We start from the raw sequence: 18224 nt of genomic DNA on the forward strand, positions 1-18224 counted from the left end.
ATACCTTTTTAAATATTTATAAAAAGGTTTAAATTTTTATGAAATACTAATTTAAATTATAAAGATAATTAAATTTTAATAATTATTATAAAATTTATTATAAAATTTATTAAAATTTATTTAAAAAAAATGTAATTATTTGTAGAAAAATATTCATAAAAGGTATAAAATTAATATATACTGTATACAATGAAAATAAAATTTTTATAAGTATACAATGAAAATATAATATATATTTTGTATGTGAAAGTATGCATAAATACTAATATAATGAAGATTATATTAATATGAAATTGTAATTTAGATTTATAAAATTAGATAATTTTATAAAATGAATATTTTGAATAATTCAAAAACATTTATTCAAATTTCAAATAAAAATGAAAAAACTGAAATTTAAAAATCTTTATTTGGTATTGATAAAAATTTTTAAAAGAAATATAATAGTAAAATATAATTTGGAATTGAAATATTCAACGTTTCGAACAAAAAAATATTAGATACATATTAATTACTTGAAGTGAAGACAAACCATTACGATGAGGTATACTATTTATGGATAAAACTAGAAAATATATGCAAGCTCTTAGTATGCTTTCCTTAATCAGCCAAGTAGGATTAATGATAATAATACCTATTTTAGGTTGTGCGTTTATAGGAAAGTACTTAGATGATAAATTTGGGACAAGTCCGTTCTTATTGCTGGTATTTTTAGTATTAGGAATTGGTGGAGCCTTTAGTGGAGTTTACAAAACTCTAATTGTATATGCTAAAAGGAAGTGATTAAATGAATAATACTTTAAGAAGTCAAGTAAGATGGGTAATTAAAGGTATGGTCATAATTGATTTAATCGCAGCTATTCTAATTATTTTTTTGTCAAATTCTCCAAAGGAAATGCTTACAGGTCTTTTGTTTGGAAGTATAATAGCAATGCTAAATTTTAGATTGCTAGCTATATCATTACAAAAATCAGTAACATATCCTCCTACTAAAGCTCAAATCTACTCTACGAGTAGGTACATAATAAGGATGTTTATAGTAGGGGTGGTATTATTTGTTTCTGCAAAATCACCACATATAAATATTATTGGAACTGCCATAGGCTTATTGAGCACTAAGTTTGCTATATTAGGAAAAACAATAGTAATAGACAAACTTAAAAGAAAGGAGGCGTAGCTGTGAGTCAAGCTAGATTTATTCTATATCTTGGGAACTTTAAACTAAGTGATACTGTTATAGTAAGTTGGTTAATACTAGCAGGTCTTGCTTTAGCATCTTACTTATTAACTAGAAACTTAAAAAAGGTTCCAACTAGTAAAGTACAAGTATTTTTAGAAATCGCAGTAGGTGGATTTGATAAGTTTGTAAAAACTACCATGGGACCAGCTGCAATAAAAGAATTACCTTTTATGGTACCATATTTAGGAAGTTTATTCCTATTCTTTGCAGTGTCAAACCTTATAGGACTATTAGGATTTAGATCACCTACAACAGATTTAGACACTACTTTAGCATGGGCATTAATAACATTCTTTATGATTTATTATGCAGGTGTTAAGAAGAAGGGTATGGCAACATTTAAAGAATTAATGGAGCCAATACCATTCATGTTACCACTTAATATAATAGGTGAATTAGCAAAACCTATATCATTAAGTTTCCGTCCATTCGGTAACATATTAGGTGGATCTGTTATAATGGCATTGTTATATCAATTCTTAGGATTTGTATCAACGTCATTAACAGGAATAAATATACCTTTTGGACAATTAATAATACCAGTGCCACTACATTTATACTTTGATATGTTTGCAGGGTTACTACAAGCGTTCATATTTATAATGCTTACAATGGTATTTGTATCAAGTGCTACAGAGTAATTGATATGTTAATAAAAAAATAATATAAAAAGTAATTAAATTTAAGGAGGAAACAATCATGGAAACAGCTATATTATTAGCAGGCTCAGCTATAGGAGCAGGTATCGCAGTTGCAACAGGTATAGGAGCAGGAATAGGACAAGGATTCGCTGCAGGTAAAGCTGCTGAGGCAGTTGGTAACCAACCAGAAGCAAAAGGTGAAATAACTCAAACAATGTTACTAGGAGCTGCAGTTGCAGAGTCTTCAGCAATATATGGTTTAGTTGTATCTATAATACTTCTATTCGCTAATCCATTCATAGGAAAATTATAAGAAAATTAAAGTTAAGTCATCATAACTAGGAGGTGGGAGACCATCTCCTAATTACGAATTGTGATTAGTAGAAAGGAGGAATAAGGATGTTTGAATTAAAACCACTAATTGGAGTATCTTATGAACTTATATTCCAATTAATAAATACATTCTTAGTGTTTGTAATTTTAAAGAAACTTTTATTTAAACCTGTTTTAGGGATAATAGAAGCAAGAGAAAAAGAAATTCAAACAAACTTAGCTCAAGGAGAAAGAACTAAAGCTGAGGGTGAAGAATTCAAAAAAGAATACGAAGAAAAGTTAAGTTCTGCTAAAGAACAAGGACAAGAAATAATAAAACAAGCTACTTTAAGAGCAGAACAAAAGTCAGAGGAAATAGTATCTACAGCTAAAAACGAAGCTACAAGCATAAAAGAAAAAGCTAGTAAAGATATAGCACAAGAAAGACAAAAAGTTATGAACGAAGTTAAAGATGATATATCTTCAATAGCTTTACTTGCAGCATCTAAGGTTATAGAAAGTGACCTAGATAAGTCTAAGCATGAAAAGCTAATAAATGACTTTATAAAAGAGGTAGGCGAGGCTCAATGATAAATATAATTGCTAGCAGATACGCTGAAGCCTTATTCCAAGTTGGAGAAGAATCAAACTCAACTGAAAAGCTATATAATGAGCTAAAGGCTGTAGTAGATATAATAAATGTAAATAAAGAGTTTTCAAATATATTAAAATCTCCGATTGTATCAAAAGAAGAGAAAAAGACTTTAATAACTAATATATTTGGATCAAAATTAAATAATGAAATGTTAAATTTCATGAAAATATTAGCTGATAAAGACAGATTAAATTTATTAGCTAATATGGAAGAAGCTTTTAAAGCTTTATTAAATGACAAAAATAATATCTTAGAGGGAGTTGCTATAACAGCAGTTCCTATGAACGAAGGCGAAGTTAATGAACTTCAAGCTAAACTTTCAGCTAAGTACAATAAAACAGTTGTTTTACAAAATGAAGTAGATAAGTCTATATTAGGAGGAGTACTAGTTAGACTTGGAAACGAAGAGATAGATGGAACAGTTAAGAATCGTTTAGATAAAATGAAAGAACAACTATCTCAAGTAATATCTTAGGAGGGCGGTGAACCCATGAATTTAAGACCAGAAGAAATAAGTGCTATAATAAAAGAGCAAATAAAAAGCTACGAAAATAAAGTAGAGTTAACAGATACAGGAAGTGTTTTAAAAGTTGGGGACGGTATAGCTAGTGTTTACGGACTAGAAAAAGCTATGGCTGGAGAATTATTAGAGTTCCCAGGTAAAGTATACGGAATGGCTCTTAACCTTGAAGAAGAAATGGTAGGGGCTGTTATACTAGGTGATGACTCTGGAATAAAAGAAGGAGACATCGTAAAAAGAACTGGTAATATAGTTCAAGTTCCAGTTGGTGAAGCTATGATAGGTAGAGTTGTAAACTCACTAGGACAACCAGTTGATGGAAAAGGACCTATAAATACAGATAAGTTCAGACCAGTAGAATCAGAAGCTACTGGAATAATGGCTAGAAAATCAGTTCATGAGCCATTACAAACAGGAATCAAAGCTATCGATGCCATGATACCAATAGGTAAAGGACAAAGAGAGCTTGTAATAGGTGATAGACAAACAGGTAAAACATCTATATGTGTAGATACTATACTTAACCAAAAAGGTAAAGATGTTATATGTATATATGTTGCAATAGGACAAAAGCGTTCTACTGTTTCTCAAGTTGTTAGTACATTAGAAAAAGGTGGAGCAATGGATTATACAATAGTAGTTTCTGCTACTGCATCTGAATCTGCACCACTTCAATTCTTAGCTCCATATGCAGGTGTTGCAATGGGTGAAGAATTCATGTTCAATGGAAAACATGTATTAATAGTATATGATGATTTAACTAAGCATGCCGTTGCATACAGAGAAATGTCATTATTACTTAAGAGACCACCAGGACGTGAAGCGTACCCAGGAGACGTATTCTACTTACACTCAAGATTACTAGAAAGAGCTGCTAAGTTATCAGATGAATTAGGAGCAGGATCAATAACTGCATTACCTATAATAGAAACTCAAGGTGGAGACGTTTCTGCTTATATACCAACTAACGTTATATCTATAACAGACGGACAAATATACCTTGTACCAGAATTATTCTATTCAGGAATAAGACCAGCAGTTGACCCTGGTATATCAGTTTCAAGGGTTGGAGGATCTGCTCAAATAAAATCAATGAAAAAAGTTGCTGGACCATTAAAGCTTCTTTATTCTCAATATAAAGAACTTGCTGCATTCTCTCAATTCGGATCTGACTTAGATGAAGATACTAAGAAGAGACTTGCTCAAGGGGAAAGAATAGTTGAGGTTCTAAAACAAGGAGAACATCAACCTATGGAAGTTTCAAACCAAGTAATAATGGTATTTGCAGTTACAAATAACTTATTAGCAGATATACCTGTAGATAATATAAAGAGATTTGAAACAGAATTATTAGAATTCATAGATGCTAATTACCCACAAATAGGAGAAAAAATTCTTGCAAATGAAGATTTCACTCAAGAATTAACAAACGCTATAAACGATTTCAAAAAGAAATTTGTTATAGAAGCGTAATCCTTTGTAAAAAAGGAGGTAACCCAATTGGCAGGAGCTGGAATGAAAGAAATCAAAACTCGTATTGCCAGTGTTGAAAATACTAAGCAAATAACTAAAGCTATGGAATTAGTTGCTTCTTCTAAATTCAGAAGAGCTAAGGAAAAAGCTGAAAGTTCTAAAGCATATTTTAACACTTTAAAAGAAGCTGTACAAAATATAGCTAAAAATACGAGTGGCGTAAAAAGTGAATTTCTTAAAGAAAGAGAAGTTCAAAATAGATGTTATGTAGTAATAGCTGGAGATAGAGGTCTTGCAGGAGGATACAACTCAAATGTATTCAAATCATTAGTTGCTGAAACTAAAGGATCTGAAAATGTAAAAGTTGTTACTATAGGTAAAAAAGCAAAAGAATTTGTTAGCAAAAGAAATTTCGAATTAATAGGATCAATAGATTCTGTTGAAGGTGCTAGCTATGAAGATATAATGAATATATCAAAATCTATAATGGATTCTTATCAAAATGGTGATATAGATGAAGTTAAATTAATATATACAGAATTCGTTTCTGCATTAAGTCAAGAGCCTAGATTAGTTAAGTTATTACCAGTAAGTGTAGATTCTAATAAAGGTGAAGAGAAGAAAAAAAGTGGAGCGGCAGTTCAGTACTTACCTTCTCCAGACGCTGTGCTTGGATTTATAGTTCCTAAGTATGTTTCAGGAATGATATACGGTGGATTAGCTGAATCTTATGCTTCTGAACAAGCAGCAAGAAGAACAGCTATGGAATCTGCAACAGATAATGCAAATGAAATGATATCTAATTTAGAATTACAATACAATAGAGCAAGACAAGCTGCAGTTACTCAAGAGATATCTGAGATAGTTGCAGGAGCTTCTTCAGCTCAATAAATAAGGAGGTTAGGACATGGCAAACATAGGTAAAATAGTTCAGGTTATCGGGCCAGTAGTTGACGTAAAGTTCAATGATGAAAAAAGCTTACCTAATCTATTAAATGCATTAGAGATAAAGCACGGAGATAAAAAAATAGTTATAGAGGTTGCACAACACGTTGGTGACGACACAGTTAGATGTATATCAATGAGTTCAACTGATGGACTTGTAAGAGGTATGGAAGTTGTTGATACAGGAGCAGCTATAAGTGTACCTGTAGGAGAAGAAACTTTAGGAAGAATATTCAATGTATTAGGTGAGCCTGTTGATGGTAAGGAAGCTCCAAAAAGTGCTCCTAAAAGCCCAATACATAGAGAGGCACCAGCATTTGATGAATTAAACCCAGGTGCTGAAATACTAGAAACTGGTATAAAAGTTGTTGACTTATTAGCACCATACTTAAAAGGTGGTAAGATCGGTCTATTCGGTGGAGCCGGTGTTGGTAAAACAGTTCTTATACAAGAGCTTATAAACAACATAGCTACTCAACACGGTGGTATATCAGTATTCGCAGGTGTTGGAGAAAGAACAAGAGAAGGTAACGACTTATTCCACGAAATGAGCGATACAGGAGTTATCAATAAAACAGCTCTAGTATTTGGACAAATGAATGAACCACCTGGAGCAAGAATGAGAGTTGCTTTAACTGGTCTTACAATGGCTGAATACTTCAGAGATAAAGAAGGACAAGACGTTTTATTATTCGTAGATAATATATTCCGTTTCACTCAAGCAGGATCTGAGGTTTCTGCACTTCTTGGACGTACTCCATCTGCAGTTGGATATCAACCAACATTAGCTACAGAAATGGGTAGATTACAGGAAAGAATAACATCAACAAATAAAGGGTCTATAACATCAGTTCAGGCTGTATATGTACCTGCCGATGACTTAACTGACCCAGCACCAGCTACAACATTCACTCACTTAGATGCTAAGACAGTTTTATCTAGACAAAAAGCTTCTCTAGGTATATTCCCAGCTGTTGACCCATTAGAGTCTACATCTAGAGTTCTTGACCCAGCTATAGTAGGTAAAGAACATTATGAAGTAGCTGTATCAGTTCAATCTATACTTCAAAAGTATAAAGAACTTCAAGATATAATAGCTATACTTGGTATGGACGAATTATCAGATGAAGATAAGGTAACTGTTAACAGAGCAAGAAAAATAGAGAGATTCCTATCTCAACCATTCTTCGTTGGTGAGCAATTCACAGGAATACCAGGTAAATACGTACCTGTTAAAGAAACTGTAAGAAGTTTCAAAGAAATATTAGAAGGTAAGCATGATAACTTACCAGAATCAGCTTTCTTATTCGTAGGAAGTATAGAAGAGGCAGTTGAAAAAGCGAAGGAGAGTAGATAATAATGGCAAGCGAATTTGCGGTTAAAATTGTTACTCCTGAAAAAGTCTTCTATGAAGGTCAAACAGAGATGATAATAGTTAGAACTACTGAAGGAGATAGAGGTATATTAAAGAACCATAGACCTTTAGTTGCAGGATTATCAGATGGCACTCTACGTCTAAAAAAAGAAGGTAAATTTAAAGAAGCAAAAATATCTGGCGGATTCGTACAAGTTGAAAAAGAACAAGCTGTTATTTTAACTGAATCTGCAGAATGGTTATAAAAAAAGACTAGAGTTTAACTCTAGTCTTTTTATTTTTGTAATTTAATAACCACAATAAATGAAAAAATATGTGATGGTGGAACTATCAAAAAAAAATATTATGTAGTAGTATTATATTAAGCTATATAAATAAATTTAATGATATGAACTGAATATATTTGGGTATTCGTAACAAAATAGTACTATAGTAGTGATGGAGGTATCTATGAATATATTGGATATCGGTATAGATATAGTAGAGATAGAAAGAATAGAAAAAGCTTTGCAAAGAAATGAAAGATTCTTAGATAGATTATTTACAAAAGAAGAAATTAATTATTTCAAATCAAAGGGTCTTAAGAGTGAAACTATTGCTGGTAATTTCTCAGCAAAAGAGGCTATAAGTAAAGCTTTAGGAACGGGTATAAGAAATTTTAATTTTAAGGATATAGAAATATTAAGAGATAAAAAAGGAAAACCAATAGTTAAAACTTATAATAATTTAAGAGAAATTTGCATAGATTATAATGTTTTAGAAATAAAGGTATCTATATCTCATAGTAAAAATTATGCTGTAGCAAATGCTATGGTAATGATTAAGGAGTGATAAATATGAAAAATAAAAAAGCAAAAGATATAATGACTACTAATGTCAAAGTAGCAAAAGAAACAGATACTATAAGTGATATAGCGAATATTCTTATAACAGAGAAAATAGGTGGTGTACCTGTAGTAGACAAAGATAATAGGGTAGTTGGAATTATATCTGAGACAGATATAATGAAAAAAGAAAAGTATGTAAATCCTCCAGAGTACATAACATTTTTACAAGGTATTATATATCTTAATGATTTCAAGAAAATGGAAGATGATATAAAAGACGTAGCAGCTACACAAGTTAGAGATTTAATGTCTAGGGATGTTATAAAAGTACATGAAGAAGATACTTTTGATGATATTGCTAATATAATGATAAAGAAATCTGTAAATAGAGTTCCAGTAGTAGACCAAGATAACAAAATAAAAGGAATCATTTGTAGATACGATATAATAAAATCTATGTATGAAAATTAGAGTTTAAAGATTAGGAGGTGCTTTGTGAAAAACAAGTGGGCTATAATTATAGTTATAGTAATTGCATTTATGTCAGTCATAATAGGCTGTGAAAAAAGTAAGTCCACAAAAGAAGAAGTATATAAAAATTTCCAAAATGAAATATCTAAGATGAAGTCTTATAAATGTAAGGCAGATGTAGAAGTTATAGGAAATAAAAATTCACAAAAATATTCTTTAATACATGAATACACTAGTCCTGATAAATTTAAATTAAAATTAATAGAACCGAAACATCTTAAGGGAAAAATTATGGAGTATAAAGGTGATAAAGTAATTATAACCAATCCAGATATAAAAGATAAACTAATTCTACCTAATGTAGGGGAGAATAATCAACATTTGTTTGTAGGTGATTTTATAAAAAATTATCTTAAAGGGGAGGAAATAGAGGTTGAAATGAAAGGTAGGTATTTAGTACTTACTGTACCGATACCTGGTAACACTAAATATTTCAACAAGCAGAAGCTTTTTGTAGACTCGAAAGAAAATTATCCTGCTAAATTAGAAATATTAGATCAAGAGGGGAATAAACGATTTTTAGTTAATTATTCTAATTTTGAGTACAAGAAATAGCGAGGAGAGACAAAATGGATAAACATATAACAGCTCCTACATGGGCAGAGATAAACCTAGATAACATAAAATATAATTTAAAAAATATAAAAAAAATATTAAAAGAAGATACAAAAATTTGTGGAGTAGTTAAGGCTAATGCATATGGACATGGAGCAGTACAAATATCAAAACTATTAGAAAGAGAAAAGGTAGACTATTTAGCGGTATCAAGACTTGAAGAAGGCTTAGAACTTAGACAAAATAATATAGTGATACCTATATTGTGTTTAGGATATATACCAGAATGTGCTTTAGAAGAAGCTGTAGTAAATGATATAAGCTTGACTGTATTTTCTTATGAAACGGCTTTATTTATAGATGAATTATCAAAGAAACATGAAAAAATATCTAAAGTTCATATAAAGATAGATACTGGAATGGGAAGGATAGGATTTCAGGTAAATGAAGATTCTATAAATGAAATAGCTAAGATAAATAGGCTTGAGAATATAAATATAGAAGGAATATATACTCATTTTGCTACAGCTGATGAAAAAGATAAAGAGTATATGCTTAATCAAGTAAATAAATACAATGTAGTAATTAATAAATTAGATGAGATAGGTATAGATATTCCAATTAAACATGTCTCAAATAGTGCAGCTACTATGGAATGCAATGATCTAAATTTCACTATGGTTAGATGTGGAATTATACTTTACGGACATTATCCTTCGGAGGAAGTAAATAAAGATATAATTAAACTTAAACCAGCTATGACATTAAAAACGAGAATAGCTCATATAAAGGAGTTAGAAAAAAATTCAGGAATAAGTTATGGAATTAAATATATAACTAGTTCTAAGGAAAAAATAGCTACAATACCTATAGGATATGCTGATGGATTTACAAGAATGCAAAAAAATCCCAAGGTCTATATAAAAGGTGAAGAATTTGATGTCATAGGAAGAATTTGTATGGATCAATGTATGGTAAAAATAGATAAAGATATAGACATAAAAGTTGATGATGAGGTTATAATATTTTCAGAGAACCAAAATCAATGTATAGAAAAAATGGCTGACGACTTAGGGACAATAAATTATGAGATTCTATGCATGGTTTCAAGGAGAGTTGAACGTGTTTATATGGAAGGAAATGTAATTGTACAACAATATAATTATTTGGTAAAATAAAGATGATAGTATACCCTAGGAGGCGATTTTGTGCACAATATGAGTAAAGAAAAAATTGTGTTTACTTTACCTGATTCTCTTATTTCCGAAGTAGATCACATAGTTCAAATAGAGAATACTAATAGAGAAGATTTTGCAAAAGCTGCTTTTCAATTTTACATCACACAAAAGAAAAAATTTGATCTAAAAGAAACCATGATAAAAGGGTATAAAGAAATGGGTCAGATAAATTTAACTTTAGCCGAGCTAGGAATGACAAATGAGGTATCTTCTGATGATAACCTTGAAGGGATTATAGCTCAAGGTGAGTTTTAATAATTTAGATATAAAACGCGGACATTTATATTATGCTGATTTAAGCCCTGTTGTTGGATCTGAACAAGGTGGTATAAGACCGGTATTGATTATTCAAAATGATATAGGGAATAAGTACAGTCCAACAGTTATTGTTGCAGCTATAACATCGCAAATAAATAAGGCTAAATTACCTACTCATATAGAAATAAGTTCTAATGAGTATGGGCTTAATAAAGATTCCGTTATTCTCTTGGAGCAAATAAGAACAATAGATAAAAAAAGATTAAGAGAGAAGATAGGTTATCTAGATGAATGTATGATGGAAAAAGTAAATAATAGTTTACAAATAAGTTTAGGATTATTTCAAATTTAGTTAAATTATTGGTATATGTGGTGTATATATCAATAATTTTTTTTGTAAATTTAAGCAAAAAAAATGCAAAAAGTGATATAATAATATGGAATTATTATGGTACACTTGTAAAGTACATAATATAGAGGCAGTAGTTTTGCTCATAAATATAAGGAGGTAATTACATGAGAGACCATAAAGTACTAAATGGAATTACACGTAACATAAGAAAAGATATAGTTACTATGATACATGGTTCTAAATCTGGACATCCTGGAGGGTCATTATCTGCAGTTGAGATATTAACATCACTTTACTTTGATGAAATGAACGTAGATGCAAGAAGTCCAAAAATGGAAGATAGAGATAGATTTGTACTATCAAAAGGCCATGCAGCTCCAGTTTTATATGCAACATTAGCAGAAAAGGGTTACTTTGATAAGAAAGAGTTAAATTCATTAAGAAAAATAGGAGCTATGCTACAAGGGCATCCAGATATGAAAGGTACTCCTGGAGTTGAGATGTCTACTGGTTCTTTAGGACAAGGTTTTTCTGTAGCTTGCGGTATGGCAATGGCATCTAAACTAGATAATGCACCATGGAGAGTTTATACTTTACTTGGAGATGGAGAAGTTCAAGAAGGTATAGTTTGGGAAGCTGCAATGAGTGCTGCTCATTATAAATTAGATAATTTAGTAGCATTCTTAGATTGTAATGGTTTACAAATAGATGGAGAAGTAGAAAAAGTTATGAATATAGGTCCTATAATGGACAAATTCAAAAGTTTTGGATGGAACGTTATAGAAATAGATGGTCATGACTTTGATCAAATATTTGCAGCTCTTGATATGGCAAGAGAAACAGTAGGTAAACCTACTATGATAATAGCTAAGACTGTAAAAGGTAAAGGTGTATCATTTATGGAGAATAATGCTTCTTGGCATGGAACAGCTCCAACTGATAGTGATTTAGAAAAAGCTTTAGCTGAATTAGGAGGTGCGGATAATGAGTAATATAGCAACTAGAGAAGCATATGGAAAAGCCCTAGTTAAATTAGGACAAGTAAATGATAATGTGGTTGTTTTAGATGCAGATTTATCTAAATCTACGAAGACAAATGACTTCTTAAAAGCATTTCCAGATAGATTCTTTAATATGGGAATAGCAGAACAAAATTTAATAGGCGCTGCTTGTGGTTTTGCAGCAGCAGGAAAAATACCTTTTGCAAGTAGTTTTGCTATGTTTGCAACAGGAAGAGCTTTCGAAATAATAAGAAACTCTGCTTGTTATCCTAAATTAAATGTAAAAGTATGTGCTACACATGCAGGTGTAACAGTTGGTGAAGATGGTGCATCTCATCAAAGTGTTGAAGATATAGCTATAATGAGAGCTATACCTAATATGACTGTTATAGTTCCAGCTGATGGAGTTGAAACTGAACAAGTTATATTCGAAGTAGCTAAGTATAATGGACCAGTATACGTAAGACTTGGTAGATCTGCAGTTCCAACTATATTTGATGAAAACTATAAGTTTGAAATTGGTAAAGGTATAGTTGTAAGAGAAGGAAATGATGCTACTATAATAGCTTGTGGAATAATGGTTAATGAAGCTATAATGGCACATGAACAATTAAAGTCTGAAGGTATAAATGTTAGAGTTATAAATATGCCTACAATAAAACCTATAGACAAGGAATTAATATTAAATGCAGCTAAAGAAACTAAAGTTATAGTTACAGCTGAAGAGCATAATATAATAGGTGGACTTGGATCTGCAGTTAGTGAAGTTGTTTCTGAAGAATGTCCTGTTATAGTTAAAAAAGTTGGAGTTAAGGATGTATTCGGACAATCAGGTACTCCAAAAGAACTTTTAAAAGCATATGGATTAACTGCTGAAGATATAGTTAATAGTGTAAAGGAAGCTATAGCTAAAAAATAGATTTAATAAAACTGATATACATAGCCGTAAACTTATAAGTATCTAATTTTAGAGAAAATAATGTTTATGGCTTTTTTAATTTCTAAATAAAAACCTTCTATACTTTAAAATAAGTTCATATATTTTATTATATGGGGGGTGATAAATTGAAAATAAAGTTCAATATTAAAGGAGTAATCTATGGTATTATAGCTTTGATATTAGTATTGGGGGGATTTATTTTTATACCTAAAATGTTTATGGATGAATCAAAGCCAGTAGATTATATTATATTACAAAAAAATGAAATACCTGAAAAGATACTTGATATGATGGGTAAATATACAGATGAAGAAAGAGCTTTGGCCGTAAAAATAGAAAATAAGATATATGTAGTTGTGACTAGAGGAAAAGATAAAGAACATGGCATAGAAATAAATTCTATAAAAATAGCTAAAGAAGATGATAAAAATATTATGAAAGTTGAAGTAGTACATAAAAATAAAGAGGAATCACATCCATACATAGTTTCAGAAACTAATTTAAAGGATCTACCAGATAGAATAGAACTTAATTCTAAAATAGAGGAATAAATTTAAAAGATATACATTGTCAATTTAAAAATAAATTGTCGATGTATATCTTTTTTTAATTTTTAAAATTTAAAATACATTATTTAAATTATATAGGTAAAGCTAAATAGTAAAATACATACTATGAGGTGAATGGATGTTTAATTTAGACAAATTTAAGCTAGATGCGAGTGATTTAAAATGTACTTGTAATTTAGATAATATAAAATTTAATTCAACTGAAGATATAGAACCAGTTAGAGATATAATAGGTCAAGAAAGAGGAGTTCAAGCTATAGATTTTGGATTAAAGATGAAACAACGAGGATATAACATATATGTTGCGGGGTGTAGTGGGACTGGTAGGCATATTTATACAAAAACTCTTATAAACAAAATAAAGAAAAATAATATGAATATTAAAGACTGGGCTTATGTATATAATTTTAAAAATCAAAATGAACCAATAGCTTTATCATTTAAGTCTGGACAAGGAAAGCTTTTTAAAAAAGATATAGAGGAAATAGTTGAAAAACTTAAAGCTGAAGTTCCTAAAATATTTAGCACTAAAGAGTACGAATATCACAATAGACTATTAATGACTGAACTTGAAAATAACATTCAAAATATAGTGAGTAAGTTAAATGAAATTGCAAAACCTAGAGGATTTAGATTTGAAGTTACGGAAAGAGGATTAATAAGTATACCTATAAAAGAAGATGGAAATATCCTTGGGGAAGATGAGCTTGGAAATTTAACAGCTCAACAGATAAAAGTTCTAAGAGAAGAAGGATTAAAATTAAATCAAGATAGCAAAGAGTATATAAATGAAATAAAACTTTGTGAAGAATCGTATAAAGAGAAGCTAGATGAATTAGATAAATATGTAGGGAAAAGTTTAGTAGGTTTTTATGAGAGATACTTAATAGATAAATATGGAGAATATGAAAAAGTAAAAAATTATATAAGTGATTTATGTGATGATATAGTAAAAAATATAGGTAAATTTAAAATTACAGAAGACGAAAATTCACAAAATCCAATGGCGTTATTAGGTCTTATGGGAAATAAGAATGATTCTAAGTTTTTTGTAAGATATGGAGTAAATCTTTTGATTGATAACAGTGACTGTAAAGAATCTATGGTAATAGATGAGAATAATCCTACTTTTTATAATCTATCAGGATCTATTGATTATAAAAATGAAATAGGAGCTCTTACTACAAGTTTTATGGAGATTAAGCCTGGAGCATTACATAAAGCTAATGGAGGATTTATAATAATTAATGCTAAAGATTTAATATCAAATCCATTTTCATGGGATTACTTAAAAAGAGCTCTGAAGACTAATAAAATAACTATTGAATCTTTAAATAAACAATATGGATATTTAGTTACTTCTTCTTTAAAACCAGAGCCTATAGATTTAGATATTAAAGTAATCTTAATTGGAGATAACTATATATATAATATAATGTATTCTTATGATGAAGATTTTAGAAATTTATTTAAAATAATGGCTGACTTTGATATTGAAATAAATAAAGATGAAGATAATATATATAAAATTATAAAATTAATATCTAATCAGTGTAAAGAGCATAACCTAAAGCATTTTGACAAAAGTGCTATTGAAAGAATATTAGAATATAGTGCTAGACTTAGTGATGATAAATCTAAGTTAAGTGCAAGATTTAATAAAATTATAGATTTGATATATGAATCTGAAGCACTTAGTGATTGCAGTTTAAAATATGTAACCAAGCAAGATGTAGAAAAAGCTATAATACAGAAAAATTATAGAAGCAGTAAATATGAAGAAAAATTAAATGAGATGTTTAAAGATGAAACCTTATTAATAGATATAACTAAAGAAAAAATTGGACAAATAAATGGATTAGCTGTCATGGGTAATGGAGAATATAGTTTTGGAAAACCATCAAAAATAACTGCATCAACATATAAAGGAAGAAGTGGAATTATAAATATTGAAAGAGAAATAAAACAAAGTGGAAGCATACATGATAAAGGAGTTTTAATACTTACTGGTTATTTAGGTGAAAGATATGGTAAGGAAAAACCACTATCTATATCAACATCTATAACATTTGAACAAAATTATTCAGGTGTTGATGGGGATAGTGCATCTAGTACAGAGTTATATGCGATAATATCAAGTATAGCCAAAATACCTATAAAACAATATATAGCTGTAACTGGGTCTGTAAGTCAAAAAGGAGAAATACAACCAATAGGTGGCATAAATGAAAAAATAGAAGGATTTTTTGATGTTTGCAAAATAAAAGGATTAAACGGAAAACAAGGTGTAATGATGCCTATACAAAACGTTAAGAACTTAATGCTAAAAGATGAAATTATAGAAGCTGTAAAACAAGGACAATTTAGTATATATGCAATATCGACCATAGAAGAAGGTTTAGAAATTTTAACAGGTATGTCTATTGATGAAATTGATAAAAGAGTAAATGAACAACTAGAAATTTATAGGAAAAGCGATGATGATAAAAAAGAAAAATAAATATTAATACAAAATAGAGTAAAGAGTAATAAATGAAATCTTTACTCTATTTTAAAATTCAATAATATAAATTAGATTTTATTTTATTATTCTTTTTTCTGTTACAACATAGTTTAATTGAGCATCATGACTTTCTTTTGGGATAGAATTAAAAATTTGAAATTCAAATGCCAAACCTATTGTTAGGGTATCACTTCTAAGTTTTTCTATAAATCTATCATAAAAACCTCCGCCATATCCCAATCTATACTTATTAACATCAAATGCTACTGCAGGTACTATAAGAATATCTATGGAGTCTATGTTATTTTCTCTTATGAATTCTTTTTTAGGCTCTCTAATACCATAAGTTCCTATTTTAGTTTCTGAGTTTAAATTTTTGATTTCAGAAGGTATTAAGGTTTTATTTTCTTTTATCGTTATAGGAACTAATACTTTCTTGCCTAAATTTATTAAGGTGTTTACCAAGTAATCTGTTTTTACTTCATTATTAAAATCTAAATATAACATAATTGTAGAAGCTTTTTTCACTTCTTCTAATGATAAAAGAGTGGTTATTATTTTATTAGAATTTTTAATTACAAAATCATTAGATTTATTTTTTCTAAGTTCTATAACTTTTTTTCTAAAATCATTTTTCAATGAGAACACCTCTATTCAATATGGTATAATATGGTATGTTGCTATCTAATAAAAAGTCTAGTACTAAAATTAAACTATAGCAACAAAAAGGCTTATAGTAATAAAAATAATATTAAAACATATACTAGTATAGTATATTTTATAAAAGGAGATGCATTTAATGATATCTAAAAAAAGAGCAATTATATACTCTATAATAATTGTTATTACGACGGCTTTAATAACATCTCAAGTTGTAGGGTATAAGTATAGAGATTTGAATAAGGTTGCAGGGCTAAAAGAATTAATAGATAAAGATTTTTATAAAGATGTAAATAACAAAGAATTAGTGACAGGGGCTTTAAAAGGTATGTTTGAAAGTTTAAAAGACCCATACTCTCAGTATTATACAAAGCAAGAATTTGATAGACTTAAAGAACAAACATCTGGAACTTATGTAGGTATTGGAGTTGTGATAAGTCCAGTAGAAGATGATGATTTAATAACAATAGTATCTCCTATAGAAGGTTCTCCTGCTGAGAAAAGTGGAATAAAACCTGGAGATAAAATACTAAAAGTAAATGGTAAAGATGTAAATTCAAAAGATATGGATAAAGCTATGAGTATGATAAAAGGTAAGGCTGGAACTGATGTCGAACTTACATTAAAGAGAGGAAATGAAACTTTAAATATACCTGTAAAAAGAAAAGAAATAGTTATGAAAACTGTAGAATCTAAAGTAATGGATAATGATATAGGATATATAAAAATATCATCATTTGATGAACATACATACGATGAGTTTAAAAAGGCTTTAGGTAATCTAGACAAGAAGGGTATAAAGGGATTAGTTTTAGATTTAAGAGATAACCCTGGAGGATTACTAAATATATGTGAAGACATAGCTGATGAAATACTACCTCAAGGAGATACAATAGTATCAGTTAAAGACAATAGTAATAATGCTAAATATCTTAAATCTGATGATAAGAAGCAATTAAATATACCTATAGCAGTACTAATAAATGGAGGAAGTGCATCTGCATCTGAAATACTTACAGGAGCTATAGTTGACAATAATAAGGGGATAGCAATAGGAACTACAACTTTTGGTAAGGGGTTAGTTCAAACTGTTAGAGGTTTAAATGATGGAACAGGATACAAGCTTACAACAGCGCAATACTATACTCCAAATGGGGATTATATAAATAAAAAAGGCATTAAACCTAAGATAGAAGAAAAAGATGAAAGTAAGCAATTAGATGTTGCTATAGATTGGTTAAATAAACAAATAAATAAATAAAATAAAGCACATGAAACATTTAAATGTTTCATGTGCTTTATTTTATTTATACAAAAATGTCTATTTCATTAAGAAGCTTTAAATATTTCATCTATATTATTAAATATAATGATATCATTTAAGTATTCCTATCAATGATATATATTACAACCAAAATGTTTACGTTTTTCACTGTATAATGAATAAAAAAATAAAAATAAAATTAAATATAAAAAAGTATTGACTCGTTAAACTTTAAGTGGTAAAGTATAACTTGTAAGAAACACAAATAAGAACTTTGAAAATTAAACAGTAGGTTAATTATAAAAATTCTTTTTAAAGAATTAAACAACAAACAACCAAGCCAGATATTCAGATAATGATAGCTG

General features: G+C 29.3%; 22 protein-coding genes. 21 read left to right on the plus strand and 1 reads right to left on the minus strand.

Translation table 11 applies throughout. The features are described from left to right. Nucleotides 1-555 precede the first annotated feature (555 nt). The 20 genes from ABFX13_RS11330 (at nt 556) to ABFX13_RS11425 (ending at nt 15932) form a co-directional block, all read left to right on the plus strand. On the plus strand, nt 556-783 hold the full coding sequence (locus ABFX13_RS11330; RefSeq protein ID WP_147547738.1) for an AtpZ/AtpI family protein: 228 nt from the start codon (nt 556-558) through the stop codon (nt 781-783). Between the two features lie 4 nt (nt 784-787). Beyond that, nucleotides 788-1177: an ATP synthase subunit I gene (locus tag ABFX13_RS11335; protein WP_346046039.1), complete on the plus strand. Its 390-nt coding sequence runs from the start codon at nt 788-790 to the stop codon at nt 1175-1177. Between the two features lie 2 nt (nt 1178-1179). Further along, on the plus strand, nt 1180-1881 hold the full coding sequence (atpB, locus tag ABFX13_RS11340; RefSeq protein WP_147547734.1) for a F0F1 ATP synthase subunit A: 702 nt from the start codon (nt 1180-1182) through the stop codon (nt 1879-1881). A 58-nt stretch (nt 1882-1939) separates the two neighbouring features. Then, on the plus strand, nt 1940-2194 hold the full coding sequence (gene atpE / locus ABFX13_RS11345) for an ATP synthase F0 subunit C (protein WP_346046042.1): 255 nt from the start codon (nt 1940-1942) through the stop codon (nt 2192-2194). A gap of 86 nt (nt 2195-2280) precedes the next feature. Then, nucleotides 2281-2784, plus strand: coding sequence for a F0F1 ATP synthase subunit B (gene atpF / locus ABFX13_RS11350; protein ID WP_147547729.1), 504 nt, complete (start codon nt 2281-2283; stop codon nt 2782-2784). Continuing rightward, nucleotides 2781-3323, plus strand: a complete 543-nt coding sequence (locus ABFX13_RS11355) for a F0F1 ATP synthase subunit delta (RefSeq protein ID WP_346046044.1) — start codon at nt 2781-2783, stop codon at nt 3321-3323. The genes atpF and ABFX13_RS11355 overlap by 4 nt, the downstream gene beginning before the upstream one ends. A gap of 15 nt (nt 3324-3338) precedes the next feature. After that, a complete protein-coding gene (atpA, locus tag ABFX13_RS11360; RefSeq protein WP_147547725.1) occupies nt 3339-4841 on the plus strand; it encodes a F0F1 ATP synthase subunit alpha in 1503 nt (500 codons plus the stop codon). Between the two features lie 27 nt (nt 4842-4868). Further along, nucleotides 4869-5732 (plus strand): ATP synthase F1 subunit gamma, encoded by an 864-nt coding sequence (atpG, locus tag ABFX13_RS11365; protein ID WP_346046046.1) that lies wholly within the window; start codon nt 4869-4871, stop codon nt 5730-5732. A gap of 16 nt (nt 5733-5748) precedes the next feature. Continuing rightward, nucleotides 5749-7143 (plus strand): F0F1 ATP synthase subunit beta, encoded by a 1395-nt coding sequence (gene atpD / locus ABFX13_RS11370; RefSeq protein WP_346046048.1) that lies wholly within the window; start codon nt 5749-5751, stop codon nt 7141-7143. A gap of 2 nt (nt 7144-7145) precedes the next feature. Beyond that, on the plus strand, nt 7146-7406 hold the full coding sequence (atpC, locus tag ABFX13_RS11375; protein WP_046822501.1) for an ATP synthase F1 subunit epsilon: 261 nt from the start codon (nt 7146-7148) through the stop codon (nt 7404-7406). A gap of 205 nt (nt 7407-7611) precedes the next feature. Then, entirely contained in the window at nt 7612-7992 is a 381-nt protein-coding gene (gene acpS / locus ABFX13_RS11380) for a holo-ACP synthase (protein ID WP_346046051.1), read from the plus strand. 5 nt (nt 7993-7997) lie between these two features. Further along, complete coding sequence (locus tag ABFX13_RS11385; protein ID WP_346046053.1) at nt 7998-8459, plus strand: CBS domain-containing protein; 462 nt, start codon at nt 7998-8000, stop codon at nt 8457-8459. A gap of 24 nt (nt 8460-8483) precedes the next feature. Beyond that, nucleotides 8484-9074 (plus strand): germination lipoprotein GerS, encoded by a 591-nt coding sequence (gerS, locus tag ABFX13_RS11390; protein ID WP_346046056.1) that lies wholly within the window; start codon nt 8484-8486, stop codon nt 9072-9074. Nucleotides 9075-9088: 14 nt separating this feature from the next. Continuing rightward, complete coding sequence (gene alr / locus ABFX13_RS11395; protein WP_346046058.1) at nt 9089-10252, plus strand: alanine racemase; 1164 nt, start codon at nt 9089-9091, stop codon at nt 10250-10252. A gap of 39 nt (nt 10253-10291) precedes the next feature. Continuing rightward, nucleotides 10292-10567 (plus strand): antitoxin, encoded by a 276-nt coding sequence (locus ABFX13_RS11400; protein WP_207723218.1) that lies wholly within the window; start codon nt 10292-10294, stop codon nt 10565-10567. After that, complete coding sequence (locus ABFX13_RS11405) at nt 10557-10922, plus strand: type II toxin-antitoxin system PemK/MazF family toxin (RefSeq protein WP_346046060.1); 366 nt, start codon at nt 10557-10559, stop codon at nt 10920-10922. Before ABFX13_RS11400 ends, ABFX13_RS11405 begins: the two co-directional genes overlap by 11 nt. 164 nt (nt 10923-11086) lie before the next feature. After that, complete coding sequence (locus ABFX13_RS11410) at nt 11087-11914, plus strand: transketolase (protein WP_346046062.1); 828 nt, start codon at nt 11087-11089, stop codon at nt 11912-11914. Beyond that, nucleotides 11907-12842, plus strand: coding sequence for a transketolase family protein (locus ABFX13_RS11415; RefSeq protein ID WP_147547703.1), 936 nt, complete (start codon nt 11907-11909; stop codon nt 12840-12842). Before ABFX13_RS11410 ends, ABFX13_RS11415 begins: the two co-directional genes overlap by 8 nt. Nucleotides 12843-12988: 146 nt before the next feature. Next, complete coding sequence (locus tag ABFX13_RS11420; RefSeq protein ID WP_346046064.1) at nt 12989-13414, plus strand: hypothetical protein; 426 nt, start codon at nt 12989-12991, stop codon at nt 13412-13414. 136 nt (nt 13415-13550) lie between these two features. After that, nucleotides 13551-15932, plus strand: coding sequence for a Lon protease family protein (locus ABFX13_RS11425; RefSeq protein ID WP_346046067.1), 2382 nt, complete (start codon nt 13551-13553; stop codon nt 15930-15932). Nucleotides 15933-16010: 78 nt separating this feature from the next. Here the strand turns inward: ABFX13_RS11425 and ABFX13_RS11430 are convergent, their stop codons facing one another. Then, nucleotides 16011-16574 (minus strand): 5-formyltetrahydrofolate cyclo-ligase, encoded by a 564-nt coding sequence (locus ABFX13_RS11430; protein ID WP_346046069.1) that lies wholly within the window; start codon nt 16572-16574, stop codon nt 16011-16013. A gap of 160 nt (nt 16575-16734) precedes the next feature. On the opposite strand from ABFX13_RS11430, the gene ABFX13_RS11435 reads away from it, so the two are divergent. Next, nucleotides 16735-17856 carry a S41 family peptidase gene (locus ABFX13_RS11435; RefSeq protein ID WP_346046070.1) on the plus strand — a complete coding sequence of 374 codons (1122 nt, stop codon included), beginning with the start codon at nt 16735-16737 and terminating at the stop codon, nt 17854-17856. The last annotated feature ends 368 nt before the right edge of the window (nt 17857-18224 follow it).

The sequence above is a fragment of the Paraclostridium tenue genome, assembly GCF_039521565.1.
Taxonomy (GTDB): domain Bacteria; phylum Bacillota; class Clostridia; order Peptostreptococcales; family Peptostreptococcaceae; genus Paraclostridium; species Paraclostridium tenue.